This window comes from Croceibacterium xixiisoli, from assembly GCF_009827305.1.
In the GTDB taxonomy this organism is placed as follows: Bacteria; Pseudomonadota; Alphaproteobacteria; order Sphingomonadales; family Sphingomonadaceae; genus Croceibacterium_C; species Croceibacterium_C xixiisoli.
In genome coordinates, this window is sequence record NZ_WTYJ01000001.1 from 112,330 (window position 1) to 130,618 (window position 18,289).

An 18,289-nucleotide genomic window follows, 5' to 3' on the forward strand; every position below is an offset into this window, starting at 1 on the left:
GCCTGCCGGCAATCAGTGGCGGAAATGGCGCATCCCGGTGAAGACCATCGCCAGCCCGGCTTCGTCGGCCGCTGCAATCACCTCGTCATCGCGCATCGCCCCGCCCGGCTGGATCACGGCTGTGGCCCCCGCATCGATGGCGGCCTGCAGCCCGTCGGCAAACGGCAGGAATGCTTCGGATGCCATGGCGCTGCCGATGGTGCGCGGTTCCGCCCATCCTTCGGTTTCGGCGGCTTCGCGGGCGCGGATCGCGGCGATTCGCGCCGAATCGCGGCGGTTCATCTGCCCTGCGCCGATGCCCGCGGTCACCCCATCCTTGGCAAAGACGATGGCGTTGGATTTGACATGGCGGGCAATCGTCCAGGCGAACAGGCAATCGGCCAGCTCGCGTTCGGTCGGGGCACGCTTCGTCACCACCTGCAGCATGTCGGCCGTGACCGCGCCATTGTCGCGGCTTTGCACCAGCAGGCCGCCGGCAATGCTCTTCAGCATCAGCCCGGGGCGGCGCGGATCGGGCAGGTTTTCGGTCAGCAGCAGGCGCAGGTTCTTCTTCGCGGCGAAGATCTCGCGCGCTTCTTCATCGGCGCCCGGTGCGATCACCACCTCGGTGAAGATTTCCGCAATCGCGGCGGCGGTGGCGCCGTCCAGCGGGGTGTTGAGCGCGACGATTCCACCAAAGGCCGACACGCTGTCACAGGCCAGCGCTTCGCGCCAGGCCGCCAGCGGGGTTGCGGCTTGGGCCACGCCGCAGGGATTGGCATGCTTCAGGATCACCACGGCCGGATCCTGCCCGGCGAATTCGGCGACCAGTTCCAGCGCCGCATCGGCGTCGTTGAAATTGTTGTAGGACAATTCCTTGCCCTGCACCTGTTGCGCCTGCGGCACGCCAGCGCCACCGGCCTGCGCCTTGTAAATGGCGGCCTGCTGATGCGGGTTTTCGCCATAACGCAGCACGGCGTCGCGGCGGAACGCCAGCGGCATCACAGGCGGGAACAGCGATGCGTCCAATGCCTCGGGTCCGGCCGGGTGGCTGAAGGCATCGCTCCAGGCGAACCAATTGGCGATGGCGGCATCATAGGATGCGGTGCGGGCAAAGGCCTTGCCTGCCATGCGAATACGGAACGCTTCGGTGGTGGCGCCATCGTTGCCGGCCAGTTCTTCCAGCAGCGTGGCGTAATCTGCCGGGTCGGTCACGATGGTCACATAGCCGTGGTTCTTCGATGCGGACCGGATCATCGCCGGGCCGCCGATATCGATATTCTCGATCACTTCGGCGCGGTCGGCGCCGCGCGCGACGGTTTCCTCGAACGGATAGAGATTGCACACCAGCAGATCGATTGCGCCGATATCATGCGCCTCCATCGATGCGGCGTGATCGGCGTCGTCGCGCACCGCCAGCAGGCCGCCATGGATCAGCGGGTGCAGCGTCTTGACGCGACCATCCATCATTTCGGGGAAGCCGGTGACATCGGCCACATCGCGCACCGGCAGGCCGGCGTCGCGCAGCGCCCGCGCCGTGCCGCCGGTGGAAACCAGTTCCACCCCACCCTTGTGCAGGCGTGATGCCAGTTCCACCACACCGGTTTTGTCGGACACTGACAGCAGCGCCCGGCGGATCGTTACATCGCTCATATTCTTCTATCCCGCTTTTTTCAGCAGCCAGGAAAAGCTTCCGCCGCCCCGTGACACCAAGCCCTGTACCACCAATTGCTGTACCGGATGCGGCTTGCCATCGCCATCGATCCAGATGCTTTCTTCCAGCTCCAGCGTCTCATTCTCTGCCAGAAACTGCCAGTAACTGCCATCGGGCAGCGCCAGACCGGCGCCACGCCCGTTTTCCCACAGCGATGCGTCCACCTCCGGGCCCAGATGGAACCGGATGGCGAAGGGCACCTTGCCGCGCTTGCCCTTCTGCGTGCCGGGCACCAGCAGATCCGCCCCGCGCAGTTCCAGCCCATCGTCGCGCAGCATCAGCAGCCGGCGATGGATCAGGCCGAAACGCGGCACATAGCCGTCATGGCTGGCTTCGATCCGGGTCGCGGTCACGCCATTGTCGGTGTCCAGCGTCCGCCGTTCCACCTCCACCTCGTTCACACCGCTGCCCAGCCGGCCATTGATCAGGACGGCGGTGGAATTGGCATCGCCCAGCACCAGCGTGGAATGCGCCGCGCTGGCGCGCAGCCCCTGTTCGATCCGCACCGGTACCTGCCCACCGGCAAAGGCCGCGCCGCCGCAATTGACGACGATTCGCTGGCCCAGATGGGACATTTCGAAGGACAGGGTGGAGGCACAGCCATGCCGCGCATGGCGGGCCAGCGGCGGAGGAGCCGCGTCGAATTGCAGGATGGTCTTGCCGGCGACCGCCCGCTGATAACCCCATTGCCGGGCATCGCGCAGCGGCCGGGTGCGCACCTGCGCAGCATCGACCAGGGCGTTGACCCGCGCGGCGGAAATCGCGCCGCAGCCCTGCCAATTGCCCAGCCCGCCTTCGCCATGGGTCAGCGCCAACAGCGGCGGCACCAGCAGCTGCAGCATGGTGTCCAGAATATCGGGGGTGTCGAGTCCGGCCGCACGATAGCAGGCCGTCAGATCGATCAGCAGGCCGATCGCTTCCATCTGGTCCAGCGGGCTGCGTGACAAGACGCCGCCGTCATTGCCGACCAGATCGCCCAGCACGCGGGCCAGCCCGGCTTCACCATAGAGCCGACGCGGCTTGCCCTGCGGCAGCAGCAGCCCGGCGGCGGTGATGGCGCACCAGGCGGCCAGTTCTTCCAGCCGGTCGCCCGCCTTGCCGGTGTTGCGATCCAGCCAGCGCGCGGTGGCCTCCAGCGCCTCCAGCACGCGTCCGCACAGGGCGGATTCGCTGTTGGACATGATCAGCGGCGCATGAACGATCCAGGCGAGCGCCCGATGGCCGGCATTGCCGACCCGCCAGGCTGCACCCTTGCCGGGGCCCGGATTGGCATCCAGCCAGGCGCCCAGCACGCGCTCCGCCGTGGCGGCACTCTGCTGGCGTGTGCCGGCGGCCTCGATATCGCGCAGCCAGGAAAATCCATGCACCACCCGTTCGAACGGCGGGGTCAGCTTGGCGGCAGACGAAAAATCGATCTGCGCGATCGGGGCTTTCACCCCATAGACCAGGAAGTGCCCGGACCGCAGCGCCATGCCGGCCACCCGGTCACCCGGCAGCGGGCTTTCCACCGTCGCCAGCAGATGCGGCCTGGCCGGCCGGCGGAACGGGGCGCTCAGCACCGATCCGGACAGACCCATGCGATAGGCGAACCGGATCAGCCGTTCCCCGGCACTGGCGGAAGGGGGTGAAAAATCGGCCAGCGCCAGGGCCCTGCCCGGTTCTGTCACGGGGAAAGGTTCGCGCGCATCCCCGCTGTGCGGCTGCAACAGCGGGTCGTCGGTGGAACCGGAAGCGGGAATAGCCATGATCTCTGCACCTTCCCGTTCATGTGCCTGCCGTTCTTCCGCCTTGCCCGTGGGGCGGCGCAGATCGGCAGTCTGGTCCGTCATGCAGCGCCCTTCAGCGCGGCGATATTGGCGGCATATTGGTCTGGTCCGCCCCGGAATGTGGCCGATCCGGCCACCAGCACATCGGCCCCGGCGGCCACGCACAACCGCGCGGTGTCGACATTGACGCCGCCATCGACCTCCAGCCGGATATCGCGCCCGGTCTTGTCGATCATCTTGCGCACGGCTTCGATCTTGCGCAGTTGCGATGAAATGAAGCTCTGCCCGCCAAAGCCGGGGTTGACGCTCATGATCAGCACCAGATCGATATCGTCGATCAGATAGTCGAGCATCTTGGCCGGGGTAGCCGGATTGAGCGAGATACCCGCCTTGCATCCCAGCGCATGGATCGCCTGCACCGTGCGGTGCACATGCGGGCCGGCTTCGGGATGGACGGTGATGATATCCGCGCCGGCATCGGCAAAGCCTTCCAGCCACAGATCGACCGGCGACACCATCAGATGCACGTCGAAGGTTTTGGCCGAATGCGGCCGCAGGGCCTTCACCACGGCGGGGCCGATGGTCAGATTGGGCACATAATGCCCATCCATCACATCGATGTGGATCCAGTCGGCGCCGGCCGCATCGATTGCGCGCACCTCTTCACCCAACCGGGCAAAATCGGCAGACAGGATCGAGGGCGAGATAAGGACATCTTGCATTACAGGGACCAGCCGATACGCGCGCGGGATTCACGCGACAAGCGCAAGCCACTGTCTTTTCCACACGGTGGGGTGCTGCGGGGCTGTTTTCGGACCGATGACCGCTGCGCGGACGCTCGACCTGCACCGATCCAGCAGGTACACCTGCGCCATGCTTGCGGACCATTTGCTCGATCAGGCTCACGACATTGCACCGCGGATCATCGCGCTGCGCCGGGCCATCCATACGGAACCCGAACTGGGGCTCGAAACCCCGCTGACCCTGGCCAAGGTGCAGGCCGAACTGGTCGATCTGCCGCTCGAATGGCGCACGGGCCCATCCTCCACCGGCGCCGTGGCGATCCTGCGTGGCGGTGACGGGCCAGCGGTGCTGCTGCGCGGCGATATGGATGCGCTGCCCATGGCGGAGGAAACCGGCCTGCCCTTCGCCTCTGCCATCCCCGGGCGGATGCATGCCTGCGGCCATGATACGCACACCGCCATGCTGGCCGGCGCCGCGCGGCTGCTGGCGGCGCGGCAGGCGGACCTGTCCGGCGATGTGCGCTTCATGTTCCAGCCGGGCGAAGAAGGGTTTCACGGCGCGCTGCGGATGATCGAGGATGGCCTGCTCGATCCGCTGCCGCAGGCGGCCTTCGCCCTGCATATCATGCCCAACGCCCGCCATGGTGTGCTGGCCAGCCGTGCCGGCCCGCTGATGGCGGCGGCCGACCAGCTGGAAATCACGGTTACCGGGCGCGGTGGCCATGCCTCTATGCCGCATCAGACGCGTGATCCCGTGCCTGTCGCGGCAGAGATCATCACCGCGATCCAGACGCTGGTTACGCGGCGCTTTTCTGCCGCCGAAGGCACGGTGATCACCATCGCCCGGCTCGATGCCGGCAGCGCGCACAATGTCATTCCCGATCACGCCATGTTGCGCGGCACGATCCGCACCCTGTCTGCCGAACGGCGGCAGGCGGTGCGTGGCGCGTTAGAGACGCTGGTGGCCGGAATTGCGCAGGCGCATGAATGCGTGGGGGCGGTGCGGTTCCAGGATGGTTTTCCGGTGACGGTCAATGATCCGCGCGCGGTCGACCTGGCGCAGCAGGTGGCCTCCGCCCTGCCCGGCGGCGTGTTCGAACGGCTCGGCGATCCGATCATGGGGGCGGAAGATTTTTCCTACGTGCTCGAACGTGTGCCGGGAATGATGGGTTTTCTGGGCGTAGCAGCGGATGGCGCCGACTGGTCCAGCTGCTGCGGCATCCATTCCAGCCGGATGCTGGTGGATGAAGCTGCCCTGCCGCGCGGGGCGGCGTTCCTGGCCGGCTGTGCGCTGCGCTTCCTTGATCGCGGCTGGGCCTGAAGGCTCTTCTGTTCGGGAGGGCGCCCGTCAGCCCTGCGGCGGATGGATGGGCAGGGCTATCGTGACCTGCAAACCGCCGCTGGGGCGATTTTCGGCGGTCAGCCTGCCACCATGGGCGGCGATCGCCCGGCTGGCGATGGTCAGCCCCAGGCCGAACCCGCTGCCGGGCTGATCATCTTCCGCTCCGCGCACGAAAGGTTCGAAGATCGCGCCGATCTCCGCCTCCGGAATGCCAGGCCCCTCATCCAGCACGGTGATCCGGCTGCAGGCCGGATCGGACCGTTCGTCCACCGCGATGGTCAGCGTGCTGCCGGGCGGTGAGAAGCGCAGCGCATTGCGCACGATATTGTCGATCGCGCGGCGGACCAGTTCGGCGTTGCCCTTCAATGGGGGGCGGTCATCTTCGGGCAGCAGGGTTTCGATCAGATCGATGCGGATGTTCTGCGCCTGGGCCTCAAACCGCGCATCCTCGACCACGCTGGCAACCACGCCCGCCAGATCGAAATAATCGTCACCGGGCGATTGCCCGCTTTCGGCACGGGCCAGCGTCAGCAATTCGGCCACCAGCGCTTCCAGCCGGGCCGATTCGCGTTCGATCCGGCTGACCATGGTGGTCATGTCGGCCGGCTCCCCCCGGTCGCTGTCACGGCCCAGCGCAATGGCCAGCTGCAGCCGCGCCAGCGGGGACCGCAATTCGTGCGATACATGGTGCAGCAGCCGATCGCGTGCTTCCACCAATTGGGCCAGACGCCGGGCCATCAGGTCGAAATCGCGCCCCAGATCGGCCAGCTCATCGCGCCGGTGGCCGATGGCCGGCGCCAGCCGCACGGTCAGGTCGCCCCCAGCCAGCTGTTCGAAGCCGCGCCGCAGGCGGTTGATCGGGGCGGTCAGATACCAGGCCAGCGCGCCGGAAAACAGCAGTCCGCCCAGCACCCCGACCAGCAGCAGTTCGGGCGGGGCATTCAACAGCGGCACTTCGCGCGGATTGTCGCCGCCATGGCGATAGCCGATCCGGTAATTCTGCCCGTCGGGGGCGCGGACCATGCGCGTGATCAGTCTTTCGGGCGCAGGTTCCTGGTCGGTCACTGGCACCAGGGTCAGACGTTTCGCCTGATCGGCTGGCAGCGATGCCTGCAGCCGTTCGATTCCCCCGGGTCCGCTGCGCGCAACCGTATCGACCGCCGCCGCCAGCACGGTCGGGGCCACGAATTCCGCCATCAGCTGTTCGGGCGGGCCGCGGCGGTCGTTGTTCAGCATGAACAGCAACCACAGGCCCTGGGTCATCAGGATGAAGGTCAGCCAGAATGCCAGCAGGATCTTCAGGAACAGCCGGCTCTTCATGCGCCGGCCTGCAGGCGATAGCCGACCCCGCGTATGGTTTCGATGGCAATGGCGCCATCGGAACAGGCGGCCAGCTTGGTGCGCAGATTGCTGACATGCACATCCACGCTGCGATCATAGGATTGCCGCGCCCGGCCCAGCCCGCTCAGCGACAGATTGTCCTTGGTGATGACATCATCACCCGGGCGCATCAGCGTCACCAGCATGTTGAATTCGGTCGCCGTCAGATCGATCGGCTGGCCATGCCAGCTGGCCCGCCGGGCCGAAACCTGCACTTCCAGCCCGCCGCTGGTCAGCACGGCCGCCCCGGCCTCCGCCGGGCTGGTCCGCCGCCGCAGCACCGCCCGCAGCCGCGCGACCAGCTCGCGCGGGAAATAGGGTTTGGCGATATAATCATCCGCGCCCAGCTCCAGCCCGACCACGCGATCGATCTGGTCGCCGCGCGCCGTCAACATGATCACCGGTATATCGCTCGCCTGGCGGATGTGGCGCAGGGCTTCCACCCCGTTCAGCTTGGGCAGCATGATGTCCAGGATCACGGCGCCATGTTCGCCGGAAAGGGCGCGCTTCACCCCGTCCTGCCCATTGTGCACGCTTTCCACGGCAAAGCCTTCGCTGGTCAGATATTCGCCCAGCATGGCGCTCAGCTCGGCATCGTCGTCGACCAGCAGGATGGATCGTTCAGTATCGGCCACAGTCATTCCATGACGGAGAGCAGGCAGGCTGTCAGCGGGCTTTGCGATAACTTTACACTCTCCTCACACTCTTTTGATCCCTGTCGCGGGTTTTCCGGGCTAGTCCCAGCGGCATGATGACCCGTCGCCGAATGATCATTGGTGGTGCCATCGTGGCAGTGATTGCACTGTTGCTGATCTGGCGCCTGTTCTTCGCCGCGCCCGATGCGCCCGCCCTGCTGACAGCCGACGTCACCCGTGGGGATATCGAGCAGACGGTGGAGGCCACCGGCGCGCTGGAGCCCAAGGAAATCGTCAGCGTCGGCGCCCAGGCTTCGGGCCGGGTCGAGGTGCTGACCGTCGCGCTGGGCGATACGGTGCGCCAGGGGCAATTGATCGCGCAGATTGATCCGCAACCGCAGACCAATGCCCTGCGCACGGCCCAGGCCGAACTGGCCAATACCCAGGCGCAGCGCGCTTCGCGGCAGGCGACGCTCGCCCGCGCGGAACTGGCGTTCCGCCGCCAGCAGCAGATGATCGCGGGCGAAGCCACTTCGCGGGCCGAATTCGAAACGGCGGAGGCTGAGCTGAAGGCGGCGCGCGCCGATCTGGCGGCGGTCGATGCGCAGATCCGGCAGGGTCAGGTCAGCGTCACCAACGCAGAGGTGAACCTGGGCTACACCCAGGTCATTGCGCCGATGGATGGTGTGGTGGTGGCCGTGGTCACCAAGCAGGGGCAGACGGTCAACGCCAACCAGTCTGCGCCGACCATCGTCATTCTGGCGAAGCTGGATGTGATGACGGTGAAAGCCGAAATCTCCGAAGCCGATGTGATCCGGGTGAAGCCGGGCCTGCCCGTCTATTTCACCATTCTGGGCGATCCGGACCGGAAATATGAGGCCAGCCTGCGCCAGGTGGAACCCGCACCCGAATCCATCGTCAACGAAGTGGATTCGACCAGCACCAGTACCAGCACCACCTCCAGCGCGATCTATTACAATGCGCTGTTCGATGCGGCCAATCCCGAAGGCACGCTGCGCGCCATGATGACGGCGCAGGTCACCATCGTGCTCGCCCGCAAGACCAATGTGCTGCAGATCCCCTCTGCCGCGCTGGGCGCGAAGGGCAAGAATGGGCGTTATACGGTGCAGGTTTCCGTACCCGGCAAGCCGCCCGAAAGCCGCGAGGTCCAGATCGGGCTGAACAACAATATCCAGGCAGAGGTTCTGTCCGGATTGAAGCAGGGTGAAAAGGTTGTGCTGGCCGAAGCCAGCGCCACGGACGCCGCCTCTGCCAATGGGGGCCGCCGGATGGGCCCGCCGCCGAGGTGAGGCCGGCAGATATGACCAGTCTTCATTCGACATCAGGCGAACAACCGCTGCTGCACCTTGAGAAGGTCCGCCGCGAATACCCTTCGGGCGACGGCGTCTTCGCTGCGCTCAAGAGCGTGGATCTCACCATCTGGCCGGGCGAGATGGTGGCGATCGTCGGGGCGTCGGGCTCCGGCAAATCGACGCTGATGAACATCCTGGGCTGCCTCGACCGGCCGACGTCGGGATCCTATCAGGTGCGTGGCCAGGAAACCGGGCAGCTGGAACCCGATCAGCTGGCCGCGCTGCGGCGCGAACATTTCGGCTTCATCTTCCAGCGCTACCACCTGCTGGGCGATCTGTCCGCGCTGGGCAATGTGGAGGTTCCTGCGGTCTATGCGGGGCTGGCGCGCAATGCGCGGGATCAGCGCGCGGGTGCGCTGCTCGAACGGCTCGGTCTGGGTGCGCGCACCGGGCACCGTCCGGGGCAATTGTCGGGCGGTCAGCAGCAGCGCGTCTCGATCGCACGCGCGCTGATGAACGGCGGCGAGGTGATTCTGGCTGATGAGCCGACCGGCGCGCTCGATTCGCACAGCGGCGTCGAGGTGATGAAAATTCTCGAGGAACTGCATGCCGAAGGGCATACGGTCATCCTCGTCACCCATGACATGGCCGTGGCCGAACATGCCGATCGCATCATCGAAATCAGCGATGGCGACATCGTCGCCGACCGGCAGCAGCGTGAATGCAAGCCAGCCCCCAGCCTGCCGCCGCCCCACCCGCCAGCGGGCGGCCTGCAGCAGCTGATTGACCGTTTCCGCGAAGCCTTCCGCATGGCCACGCTGGCGATGGCGGCGCACAAGCTGCGGACTTTCCTGACCATGCTGGGCATCATCATCGGCATCACATCGGTGGTGTCGGTGGTGGCGCTGGGCAATGGATCGCAGCAGGTAATCCTCGAAAACATCGCCAGCCTGGGCACCAACACGCTGGATGTTTATCCCGGTACCAGTTTCGGCGACATGCGATCCAGCCGGGTCGAAACGCTGGTTCCAGGCGATGCCGATGCGCTGGCCAGCCAGCCCTATGTCGACAGTGTCACGCCCAGCGTGTCATCCAGTGTGACCGCGCGATATCGCAATGTCGCCGCCAATGCGCAGGTCAGTGGCGTGGGCGAAGGCTATTTTCGTGCCAAGGGCCAGACGCTGTTGCAGGGGCGGCTGTTCGACGCGACCAGCGTGACCAGCCGGGCGCAGGAAGTGGTGATCGACGAGACTGCGCGTGATACGTTGTTCACCAATGGCGAAGACCCCATCGGCCAGGTGGTGATGTTCGGCAATGTGCCGATGCGCGTGATCGGCGTGCTGAAGAAAAGCCAGATGGGTTTCGGCGGCAATGACACGCTGAGCGCCTATGTGCCCTATACCACGGTAATGACCCGCATGCTGGGGCAGAGCTTCCTGAGCAGCATAACAGTGCGCATCGCCGATGATGCCGATATGACTGCGGCGCAGGCGGCGGTGACACGCCTGATGCAGACACGTCATGGGCGGACCGACTTTTTCATCAACAACACCGATGAAATCCGCAAGTCGATCACCAGCACCACCCAGACCATGACTCTGCTGATTTCCGCCATCGCGGTGATCGCGCTGGTGGTGGGCGGCATCGGGGTGATGAACATCATGCTGGTCTCGGTGACCGAACGCACCAGCGAGATTGGCGTGCGCATGGCGGTGGGCGCGCGCCAGTCCGACATTCTGCAGCAGTTCCTGATCGAAGCGGTGATGGTCTGCGCCCTGGGCGGGGTAATCGGCGTGTTGCTGGCATTGGGAATCAGCGGGCTGTTCTCCCTCAGCGGGGCCAGTTTTCCGATGATCATTTCCGCGACCTCGGTCGTGATCGCCTTCCTGTGCTGCACGATGATCGGGGTGACCTTCGGCTTCCTGCCGGCGCGTCGCGCCGCCCGGCTCGACCCGGTCGAAGCCCTGTCCAGAAATTGAAATCCCGAGGAAGCGACCAATGATGCAGGCTTCTGCCCCCTTCCGCCAACGGCCCTTGCGCCGCATGGCCGTGGCATCGCTGCTGGCCCCCATGATGGCCGTGGCCTGCGCCGGCTGCGCCTCCATGACGCGGACCACCTATGTGGCGCCCGAACTGCCGGTGGCGCAGGGGTGGGATGTGCGCCCGTCCGGGGCGGTGATCGCGCGTGAAGGGGCTTGGTGGAACCAGTTCGGCGATGCTGGCCTGACCACGCTGGTGAACAATGTGCTGGCCGCCAATGGCGATCTGGCGGCGGCGGGCATCCGTCTGCGCCAGGCGCGCATGTCCGCCGATCTGGCCGCCAGCCAGCTGCGCCCGACCTTCACCGGCAGCCTTTCGACCGGCGCCTCGCAAGCGCTGGATGGTGGCAATGGCTGGTCGGAAAACGGTTCAGCATCGCTCGGCGCATCATGGGAAGTGGATCTGTTCGGCCGGCTGGGCGCGCAGCGGGACGCGGCCGACTGGGCGGCAGAGGCGAGCGTGCAGGATTTCGCGGCAACGCGCCTGTCGCTGGCCGGAACCGCCGTCAGCGCCTGGTGGCAGCTTGGTTATGCCAATGAACGGATCGCGATCGCGCAGGACAGCCTGGCCTATACCGAACGCGCGCTGACGCTGGTGCAGCTGCAATATCAGGCGGGCGCGGTCTCGCAGATCGAGCTGCGCGATGCCGAACAGAGCGTCGCGGCGCAGCAGGCAACGCTGACCCAGCTGAACCAGGCCCGGGTCGAGGCGCGCAATGCGCTGGCGGCCCTGCTGGGCCAGCAGACCTATGCCGGCGCGGAATTGCAGGCGCTGCCGATCGCGCCCCTGCCCGCGGTGAGCGCTGGATTGCCGGCGGAATTGCTGGGCCGGCGGCCTGATCTGGCCGCGGCGGAACTGCGGCTGCGCCAGACGCTGGCCACCAGCGATGCGACGGTGGCGGGCTTTTATCCGCAGCTGAACCTGACTGGATCGCTCGGCACCGCCAGTTCCACCCTGCTCGACATCATCAGCAATCCGGTGGCGAGCCTGGGGGCGGCGATTTCCCTGCCGTTCCTGAACCCTGACCGGGTGCGGCTGCAGAGCGGGATCGCAAGGGCGGATTACGATATCGCGGTCGCTGAATTCCGGCAGGATTTCTACGAGGCTCTGCGCGATACGGGCAATGCCCTGTCCCAGCGGGAACAGCTGATCGGGCAGGCCGTGCTGCTGCAGCGCAGCCTGTCGGCGGCCAGCGATTCCGAACGGCTGTATGAACGCCGGTACCGCGCCGGGGCGATCGCCCTGCGCGACTGGCTCGACGCGCAGGAACGGCTGCGCACGTCCCGGGTCAGCGCGATCGACAACCGCTTGAGCCAGCTGAACGCCCAGGTGGCGCTTTATCAGGCGCTGGGCGGGGACACAGCCATAGCAGGGGAATGAGGGGGCACCTCGCAAGCCCGGGCAGGACGAAACTAGCATTCGCGCCTGCCCGATAACCCCACAGGAGCAATTTCATGAAGCAGTCCAAGTCTCGCGCCATCGGCGCCGTGCTGGCGCTCGCTTGCCTTGCCGGATTGCCCGGCCCGGCCAGTGCGCAGCAGCAGGCACCCCGTCCGCAGGCCAGCAGTTCCGCCGCGCCCCGGCCGGCAGCCACCCGCGCTGCAGCGACGCCAGCGCGCCAGAATGCACCTGCACAGGAGGCAGGGCAGCAGGTGGGCCAGCGGTCCGGCAATGCGCATCCATCGTCACACTCCAGCAATGATGCCAGCCAGTATGGCAATTGGAACACCGGCTGGGGCATCCGTCCCGGCGCGCCGCCGGCGCATTGGAACAACAAGGGTGACTGGTATCGCCACGTCCGCGCCTGCCAGCAGAAATTCCGTTCTTACCGTGCTGCCACAGATACTTACCGGACGAATTCGGGCCGGACAGTGCGCTGCACACTCTGACCGGATCAGCCTTCCGACCTGGCAGCTGTTGCCTTCCGGCAGCACCCAACAGCGCCGCGGTCCGGGCTCAGATTATGACTTCGAATTGTCATAATTGATTGCTAGGGGCCGCCGCGTAATCACCTCCCGGGGAAATTCTCGCATGACGACGGCGGCGGCTCTTGAGCCTGCGGCACCAGCCCAGCCTTCGGCAGGGCGACCGGATCTCGACAAGGGATTTGGACTGGCCGGGATGATTGGATTCTGCGCGGTGATCATCGCCACGCTGATCTATGTCGGATACAATGTCTACGCCGATGCCAACGCCGCTGGCGTGGCACCGACGACCTATCTGCCCTTCATGCTGCTGTTTCTGGCGCTGTTGATCGCACTGGGCTTCGAATTCGTGAACGGCTTCCACGATACGGCCAATGCCGTGGCGACGGTGATCTACACCAATGCCATGCCGGCGCATGTCGCGGTGGTGTGGTCCGGATTCTTCAACTTCCTGGGCGTGCTGCTGTCCACTGGCGTGGTGGCCTTCGGCATCGTCTCGCTGCTGCCGGTCGAACTGATCCTGCAGGTCGGATCCAATTCCGGCTTCGCCATGGTGTTCGCGCTGCTGCTGGCGGCGATCATCTGGAACCTGGCGACCTGGTTTCTCGGTATCCCGTCCTCCAGCTCGCACACGCTGATCGGCTCGATCATCGGCGTGGGCGTGGCCAATGCCCTGCTGCATGGCAAGAGCGGCACCTCGGGCGTGGATTGGACCAAGGCGCAGGAAATCGGCCAGGCGCTGATGATCTCTCCGCTGATCGGTTTCGGGGTGGCGGCGCTGCTGTTCCTGGCGATGAAGGTGCTGATCCGCAATGAAGCGCTGTATCAGGAACCCAAGGATGGCGCCCCGCCGCCGCCGTGGATCCGTGGCCTGCTGATCTTCACCTGCACCGGTGTCAGCTTCGCGCATGGTTCGAACGATGGGCAGAAAGGCATGGGCCTGATCATGCTGATCCTGATCGGCACCGTGCCCACCGCCTATGCACTGAACCGCGCCGTGCCGGAACGCTATACCGTGGAATTCCACGCCAATTCGCTGACCGCCCAGGCAGCACTGGCGCAGAATGGCGTGGCGCTGGAACCGCGTGTTGCCGCTGCGGTGCAGACGCCGTCGCTGGCCCGCGACCAGGTATCGCGCTATATTTCCGAAAAGAAGCTGCAGCCTGAAACCCTGCCGGCGCTCAATGTGCTGATCAACGATGTCGATCAGCAGGTGGCCGAATATGGCTCGCTGGCCAAGGTGCCCTCGGCTGCGGTCAGCAATATCCGCAACGACATGTATCTCGCTTCCGAAGCGATCAAGCGTCTGGGCAAGGACAAGGCGGCGGGCCTGTCTGAGCAAAAGATCGAAACGCTCAACACCTACAAGGAATCGCTGGATGCCGGTACGCGCTTCATCCCGACCTGGGTGAAGGTGGCGGTGGCCTTCGCGCTCGGCCTTGGCACCATGGTCGGCTGGAAGCGGATCGTGGTGACGGTGGGTGAAAAGATCGGCAAATCCCACCTGACCTATGCGCAGGGTGCCTCGGCCGAACTGGTGGCGATGGGCACGATCTTCGGCGCCGACAGCCTTGGCCTGCCGGTTTCGACCACCCATGTGCTGTCGTCCGGCGTGGCGGGCACGATGGCGGCCAACAAATCGGGCCTGCAGATGAGCACGGTGCGCAATCTGCTGATGGCCTGGGTGCTGACCTTGCCGGCGTCTATCTTGCTCGCGGGCGGTCTCTACATGCTGTTCTCCGGCCTGTTCTGACCCTCGTCAGCCGGACCGAAAAAGAGCGGTACCCAACCGGGTTGCCGCTCTTTTTGTATCCGGTGCCAGCGGCCACGCTATAGGCGGGCCATGCTCACGATCCGACAGTCACGGCCCAATGATAGCTTGCGGGCGATGGATATCTGGCGCGCCGCCGTCGATGCCACCCACCACTTCCTGCATCCGGATGATCGCGCGGCGATAGAGGCGGAATTGGCCGGATTTCTGCCTACGGCCCCGCTCTGGCTGGCGGTGGATCGCGGCGACCTAGCGCTGGGCTTCATGCTGCTGGATGGCGCGCAGATGGAGGCGCTTTTCGTCGATCCCGCCCATCACGGCCGGGGCGTGGGCCGCGCCTTGGTGGACCATGCGCGGCGCCTGCATCCGGTGCTGACGACTGACGTCAACGCGCAGAACCCGCAGGCCGCAGGGTTCTATGCCCGGCTCGGCTTTGTCGAAACCGGTCGGTCAGACAGGGACAGCCAGGGCCGCCCCTATCCGCTGATTCATCTGCGTTACGGCTGAGAATTCCCGGCCCGTCCATACCGCGCGTAAAGCGTGGGCAGGACGAACAGCGTCAGCAGCGTGGCGGTGATCAGCCCGCCGATCACCACGGTGGCCAGTGGTTTCTGCACCTCTGCCCCCGCTCCCGTGGCCAGGGCCATGGGCACGAAGCCCAGCGATGCAACCAGCGCGGTCATCACCACCGGGCGCAAACGGGTGAGGGCGCCTTCACGGGCGGCGAGGGCGCGTTCCATTCCCCGGTCCATCAAATCCTGGATCGAGGTGACCATCACCAGCCCGTTCAACACCGCGATGCCGGACAGGGCGATGAAGCCCACTGCGGCCGAGATGGAAAAGGGCATGCCGCGCAGGAACAGCGTCATGGCGCCGCCGACCAGCGCCAGGGGGACGCCGGTGAACACGATCGCGGCGTCCCGCCCGCTGCGCAATGCGCCATAGAGCAGCAGCATGATCAGCACGAAGCAGACCGGCACCACCAGCGCCAGCCGGGCCGTGGCGGAGTTCAGGTTTTCCACCTGCCCGCCCCATTCCAGATATTGCCCGGCGGGCAGGCGCACCTTTTGTTCGATGCCCGCCTGCGCATCGGCCACCACGCTGGCGACATCGCGCCCGCGCACATTGGCCTGCACCACGATGCGGCGCTTGCCGTTTTCGCGGCTGATCTGGTTCGCGCCCGATGTGATGGCGATATCGGCCAGGCTGGAAAGGGGGACGAACTGCCCCCCGGCGGTGGGCACCGGGATCTGGTTCAGCACGTCCAGATCGCCAAGTTCCGCATCGGACAGGCGGATGGTGACCGGAAAGCGCCGATCCCCTTCGAAGATCATGCCCGCATCGCGCCCGGCCACGGCCGCCGTGATGATCTGCTGCATGGCCACGGGCGATACACCCAGCTGAGCCATCTGATCGCGCCTGGGGCGGATATCCAGCATGGGCAGGCCATCGGTCTGTTCCACTCGCACATCGGTCGCGCCCTCGATGCCGCGCAGCACCGCCGCCAGCTGATCGGCGGTGTTGGTCAGCGCGTCGGTATCATCGCCGAACACCTTGATGGCGACATCCCCGCGCACCCCGGCGATCAGTTCGTTGAAGCGCATCTGGATCGGCTGGCTGATTTCCCAGGCATTGCCGGGCAGGCCTTCCAGCGCGCCTTCAACCTTGGCGATTAGATCGGCCTTCGACAGGCGCGGATCAGGCCAGGCGGACCGGTCGCGCATGATGATGAAAGTGTCGGAGATATTGGGCGGCATGGGGTCGGATGCGAGTTCCGCCGTGCCCGTCTTGGAAAAGACGAACTTCACCTCCGGCAATTTGGCGATCGCCTGTTCCACCTTGTTCTGCATCGCCTGGCTCTGCGCCACGGAGGTGCCGGGAATGCGCAGCACCTGCGCCACCAGATCGCCTTCGTCGAGTTGCGGCAGGAACTCATGCCCCAGCAGAGAGAAGGCGCCGGCCCCGGCGGCCAGGGTCAGGCCGGCAATGGTCAGCGTGCGGCGCGGCCAGGCCATGGCCTGGGTCAGGCGTGGGGCATAATGCCGTTCCAGCCAGCCCATGATCCGCCCATGCTTTTCCTCCACCGGGCGCGACAGCCAGATCGCCAGCATGGCGGGCACGAAGGTCAGCGACAGGACGAAGGCACTGATCAGCGCCAGGATCACCGTCAGCGCCATCGGGGTGAAGGTCTTGCCCTCCACGCCGGTCAGCGTCAGCAGCGGGACATAGACAAGGATGATGATCGACTGCCCATAGACGGACGGGCGGATCATTTCCCGCGCTGCAGCGGATACCACGCTCAGCCGTTCGTCCTGCTGCAGCGTGCGGCCAAGCGCGCGCTGTTGTTCGGCGATGCGCCGCAGCGCATTTTCGACGATGATCACCGCGCCATCGACGATCAGCCCGAAATCGAGCGCCCCCAGGCTCATCAGATTGGCGGAAACACCGCCGCGCAACATGCCGAAACTGGTCATCAGCATGGTGATCGGGATCACCAGCGCCGCGATCAGTGCCGCCCGGACATTGCCGAGCAGCAGGAACAGGATGACGATGACGAGCAGCGCCCCCTCGATCAGATTCTTGCCGACCGTGTGGATGGTTGCATTGACCAGCCCGGTGCGGTCCAGCACCGGCTGGACCACGATATCAGTGGGGAGGGAGGCGTTGATCGTTTCCAGCCGGGCGGCGACATTGCCGGCGACATTGCGGCTGTTTTCGCCGATCCGCATGATCGCAGTGCCGACGACTACTTCACGGCCGTTTTCGGATGCGGAACCCATGCGAATGGCCTGGCCCGGCTGGACATTGGCCACTTGCGCCAGTGTGATCGGCACTTCGGATCGGGTGGCGATGATTGTCTGGCGCAGATCGTCGATATTGCCGATCCGCGCGTCGGACCGCACCGACAGCCCTTCACCATTTCGGTCCACCACGCCCGCGCCAATGGCGCTGTTGCCGGCTTCCAGCGCCTGGGCCAGATCTTCCAGGCTGATGCCCAGCGCCGCGAGCCGCTGCATGTCCGGGATGACCTGGAACTGCTTGACATAGCCGCCGATCGAATCGATCCCGGCCACGCCATCCACGGGTTTCAGCAGCGGGGTGATGATCCAGTCCTGCGCGGTGCGCAGATAGGTCGCCTTGTCCGCCTCGCTGATCAGCCGGTCCCCCTCTGGCGTGATATAGCTGCCGTCGGGCTGGATGCCGGGCTCACCCGGCTTGTGATCGTCATCGGGGCGGTGGGCCATGTGGACGGTCCACATGAACACTTCACCCAGGCCGGTGGCGATCGGGCCCATGCTGGGTCTGGCGCCGTCGGGCAGGTCTTCTTCGGCTTCGCGCAGGCGTTCGGCCACCTGGTTGCGGGCGAAATAGATATCGGTGCGCTCGGTGAAGACGGCGGTCACCTGGGCAAAGCCGTTACGGCTCAAAGATCGGGTGTATTCAAGCCCTTCGATGCCCGCCAGGGCGGTTTCGATGGGGAAGGCGATCTGGCGTTCGACCAATTCGGGCGACAGGGCCGGGGCGCTGACATTGATCTGCACCTGGTTGTTGGTGATGTCCGGCACGGCATCGATCGGCAGGCGGCTGACGGCCCAGCCGCCGACACAGGCGGAAAGAGCCGTCAGCAGCAGCACCAGCCAGCGCTTTTCCACTGAAAAGGCAACGATTTTTGCGATCATG

The 18,289-nt window shown here is 65.7% G+C and carries 13 protein-coding genes; 7 read left to right on the plus strand and 6 right to left on the minus strand.

From position 1 onward, the window contains the following. Window positions 1–12: 12 nt before the first annotated feature. The 3 genes from purH to rpe are packed head-to-tail and all read right to left on the minus strand — an operon-like array spanning window position 13 to window position 4,181. Window positions 13–1,632 (minus strand): bifunctional phosphoribosylaminoimidazolecarboxamide formyltransferase/IMP cyclohydrolase, encoded by a 1,620-nt coding sequence (gene purH, locus GRI97_RS00610; protein WP_161389228.1) that lies wholly within the window; start codon window positions 1,630–1,632, stop codon window positions 13–15. A 6-nt stretch (window positions 1,633–1,638) separates the two neighbouring features. Continuing rightward, entirely contained in the window at window positions 1,639–3,522 is a 1,884-nt protein-coding gene (locus tag GRI97_RS00615; RefSeq protein WP_235917555.1) for a heparinase II/III family protein, read from the minus strand. Further along, the gene (rpe, locus tag GRI97_RS00620) at window positions 3,519–4,181 is read right to left on the minus strand and encodes a ribulose-phosphate 3-epimerase (protein ID WP_161389229.1); all 663 of its coding nucleotides are present in this window, start codon (window positions 4,179–4,181) and stop codon (window positions 3,519–3,521) included. Before rpe ends, GRI97_RS00615 begins: the two co-directional genes overlap by 4 nt. 151 nt (window positions 4,182–4,332) lie before the next feature. Here rpe and GRI97_RS00625 point away from each other — a divergent pair, with 151 nt between their 5' ends. Continuing rightward, window positions 4,333–5,523 (plus strand): M20 metallopeptidase family protein, encoded by a 1,191-nt coding sequence (locus GRI97_RS00625; protein WP_161390734.1) that lies wholly within the window; start codon window positions 4,333–4,335, stop codon window positions 5,521–5,523. A 27-nt stretch (window positions 5,524–5,550) separates the two neighbouring features. Here the strand turns inward: GRI97_RS00625 and GRI97_RS00630 are convergent, their stop codons facing one another. Continuing rightward, on the minus strand, window positions 5,551–6,864 hold the full coding sequence (locus tag GRI97_RS00630; RefSeq protein WP_161389230.1) for a HAMP domain-containing sensor histidine kinase: 1,314 nt from the start codon (window positions 6,862–6,864) through the stop codon (window positions 5,551–5,553). Beyond that, window positions 6,861–7,565: a response regulator gene (locus tag GRI97_RS00635; RefSeq protein WP_161389231.1), complete on the minus strand. Its 705-nt coding sequence runs from the start codon at window positions 7,563–7,565 to the stop codon at window positions 6,861–6,863. Before GRI97_RS00635 ends, GRI97_RS00630 begins: the two co-directional genes overlap by 4 nt. A gap of 146 nt (window positions 7,566–7,711) precedes the next feature. Here GRI97_RS00635 and GRI97_RS00640 point away from each other — a divergent pair, with 146 nt between their 5' ends. The 6 genes from GRI97_RS00640 to GRI97_RS00665 all read left to right on the plus strand — a co-directional run bounded on the left by GRI97_RS00640 (window position 7,712) and on the right by GRI97_RS00665 (window position 15,115). After that, window positions 7,712–8,869, plus strand: coding sequence for an efflux RND transporter periplasmic adaptor subunit (locus GRI97_RS00640; RefSeq protein ID WP_328598466.1), 1,158 nt, complete (start codon window positions 7,712–7,714; stop codon window positions 8,867–8,869). 11 nt (window positions 8,870–8,880) lie between these two features. Next, the gene (locus tag GRI97_RS00645; RefSeq protein ID WP_161389233.1) at window positions 8,881–10,851 is read left to right on the plus strand and encodes a MacB family efflux pump subunit; all 1,971 of its coding nucleotides are present in this window, start codon (window positions 8,881–8,883) and stop codon (window positions 10,849–10,851) included. Window positions 10,852–10,870: 19 nt separating this feature from the next. After that, window positions 10,871–12,292 (plus strand): efflux transporter outer membrane subunit, encoded by a 1,422-nt coding sequence (locus GRI97_RS00650; protein WP_235917557.1) that lies wholly within the window; start codon window positions 10,871–10,873, stop codon window positions 12,290–12,292. Between the two features lie 74 nt (window positions 12,293–12,366). After that, the gene (locus GRI97_RS00655; protein WP_161389234.1) at window positions 12,367–12,801 is read left to right on the plus strand and encodes a BA14K family protein; all 435 of its coding nucleotides are present in this window, start codon (window positions 12,367–12,369) and stop codon (window positions 12,799–12,801) included. Window positions 12,802–12,943: 142 nt separating this feature from the next. Further along, window positions 12,944–14,590, plus strand: a complete 1,647-nt coding sequence (locus tag GRI97_RS00660) for an inorganic phosphate transporter (protein WP_161389235.1) — start codon at window positions 12,944–12,946, stop codon at window positions 14,588–14,590. Window positions 14,591–14,680: 90 nt separating this feature from the next. After that, on the plus strand, window positions 14,681–15,115 hold the full coding sequence (locus GRI97_RS00665; RefSeq protein WP_161389236.1) for an acetyltransferase: 435 nt from the start codon (window positions 14,681–14,683) through the stop codon (window positions 15,113–15,115). Here the strand turns inward: GRI97_RS00665 and GRI97_RS00670 are convergent. After that, entirely contained in the window at window positions 15,106–18,288 is a 3,183-nt protein-coding gene (locus GRI97_RS00670; protein WP_161389237.1) for an efflux RND transporter permease subunit, read from the minus strand. The two genes, GRI97_RS00665 and GRI97_RS00670, sit on opposite strands and share 10 nt — an antisense overlap. Between the last annotated feature and the right edge of the window lies 1 nt (window position 18,289).

Bases quoted from the DNA above. Each gene is read 5' to 3' on its own strand.
- purH (WP_161389228.1), bottom strand. From the start codon at position 1,632: ATGAGCGATGTAACGATCCGCCGGGCGCTGCTGTCAGTGTCCGACAAA.
- GRI97_RS00615 (WP_235917555.1), bottom strand. From the start codon at position 3,522: ATGACGGACCAGACTGCCGATCTGCGCCGCCCCACGGGCAAGGCGGAA.
- GRI97_RS00635 (WP_161389231.1), bottom strand. From the start codon at position 7,565: ATGACTGTGGCCGATACTGAACGATCCATCCTGCTGGTCGACGACGAT.
- GRI97_RS00670 (WP_161389237.1), bottom strand. From the start codon at position 18,288: ATGATCGCAAAAATCGTTGCCTTTTCAGTGGAAAAGCGCTGGCTGGTG.
- rpe (WP_161389229.1), bottom strand. From the start codon at position 4,181: ATGCAAGATGTCCTTATCTCGCCCTCGATCCTGTCTGCCGATTTTGCC.
- GRI97_RS00645 (WP_161389233.1), top strand. From the start codon at position 8,881: ATGACCAGTCTTCATTCGACATCAGGCGAACAACCGCTGCTGCACCTT.
- GRI97_RS00650 (WP_235917557.1), top strand. From the start codon at position 10,871: ATGATGCAGGCTTCTGCCCCCTTCCGCCAACGGCCCTTGCGCCGCATG.
- GRI97_RS00625 (WP_161390734.1), top strand. From the start codon at position 4,333: ATGCTTGCGGACCATTTGCTCGATCAGGCTCACGACATTGCACCGCGG.
- GRI97_RS00655 (WP_161389234.1), top strand. From the start codon at position 12,367: ATGAAGCAGTCCAAGTCTCGCGCCATCGGCGCCGTGCTGGCGCTCGCT.
- GRI97_RS00665 (WP_161389236.1), top strand. From the start codon at position 14,681: ATGCTCACGATCCGACAGTCACGGCCCAATGATAGCTTGCGGGCGATG.
- GRI97_RS00660 (WP_161389235.1), top strand. From the start codon at position 12,944: ATGACGACGGCGGCGGCTCTTGAGCCTGCGGCACCAGCCCAGCCTTCG.
- GRI97_RS00630 (WP_161389230.1), bottom strand. From the start codon at position 6,864: ATGAAGAGCCGGCTGTTCCTGAAGATCCTGCTGGCATTCTGGCTGACC.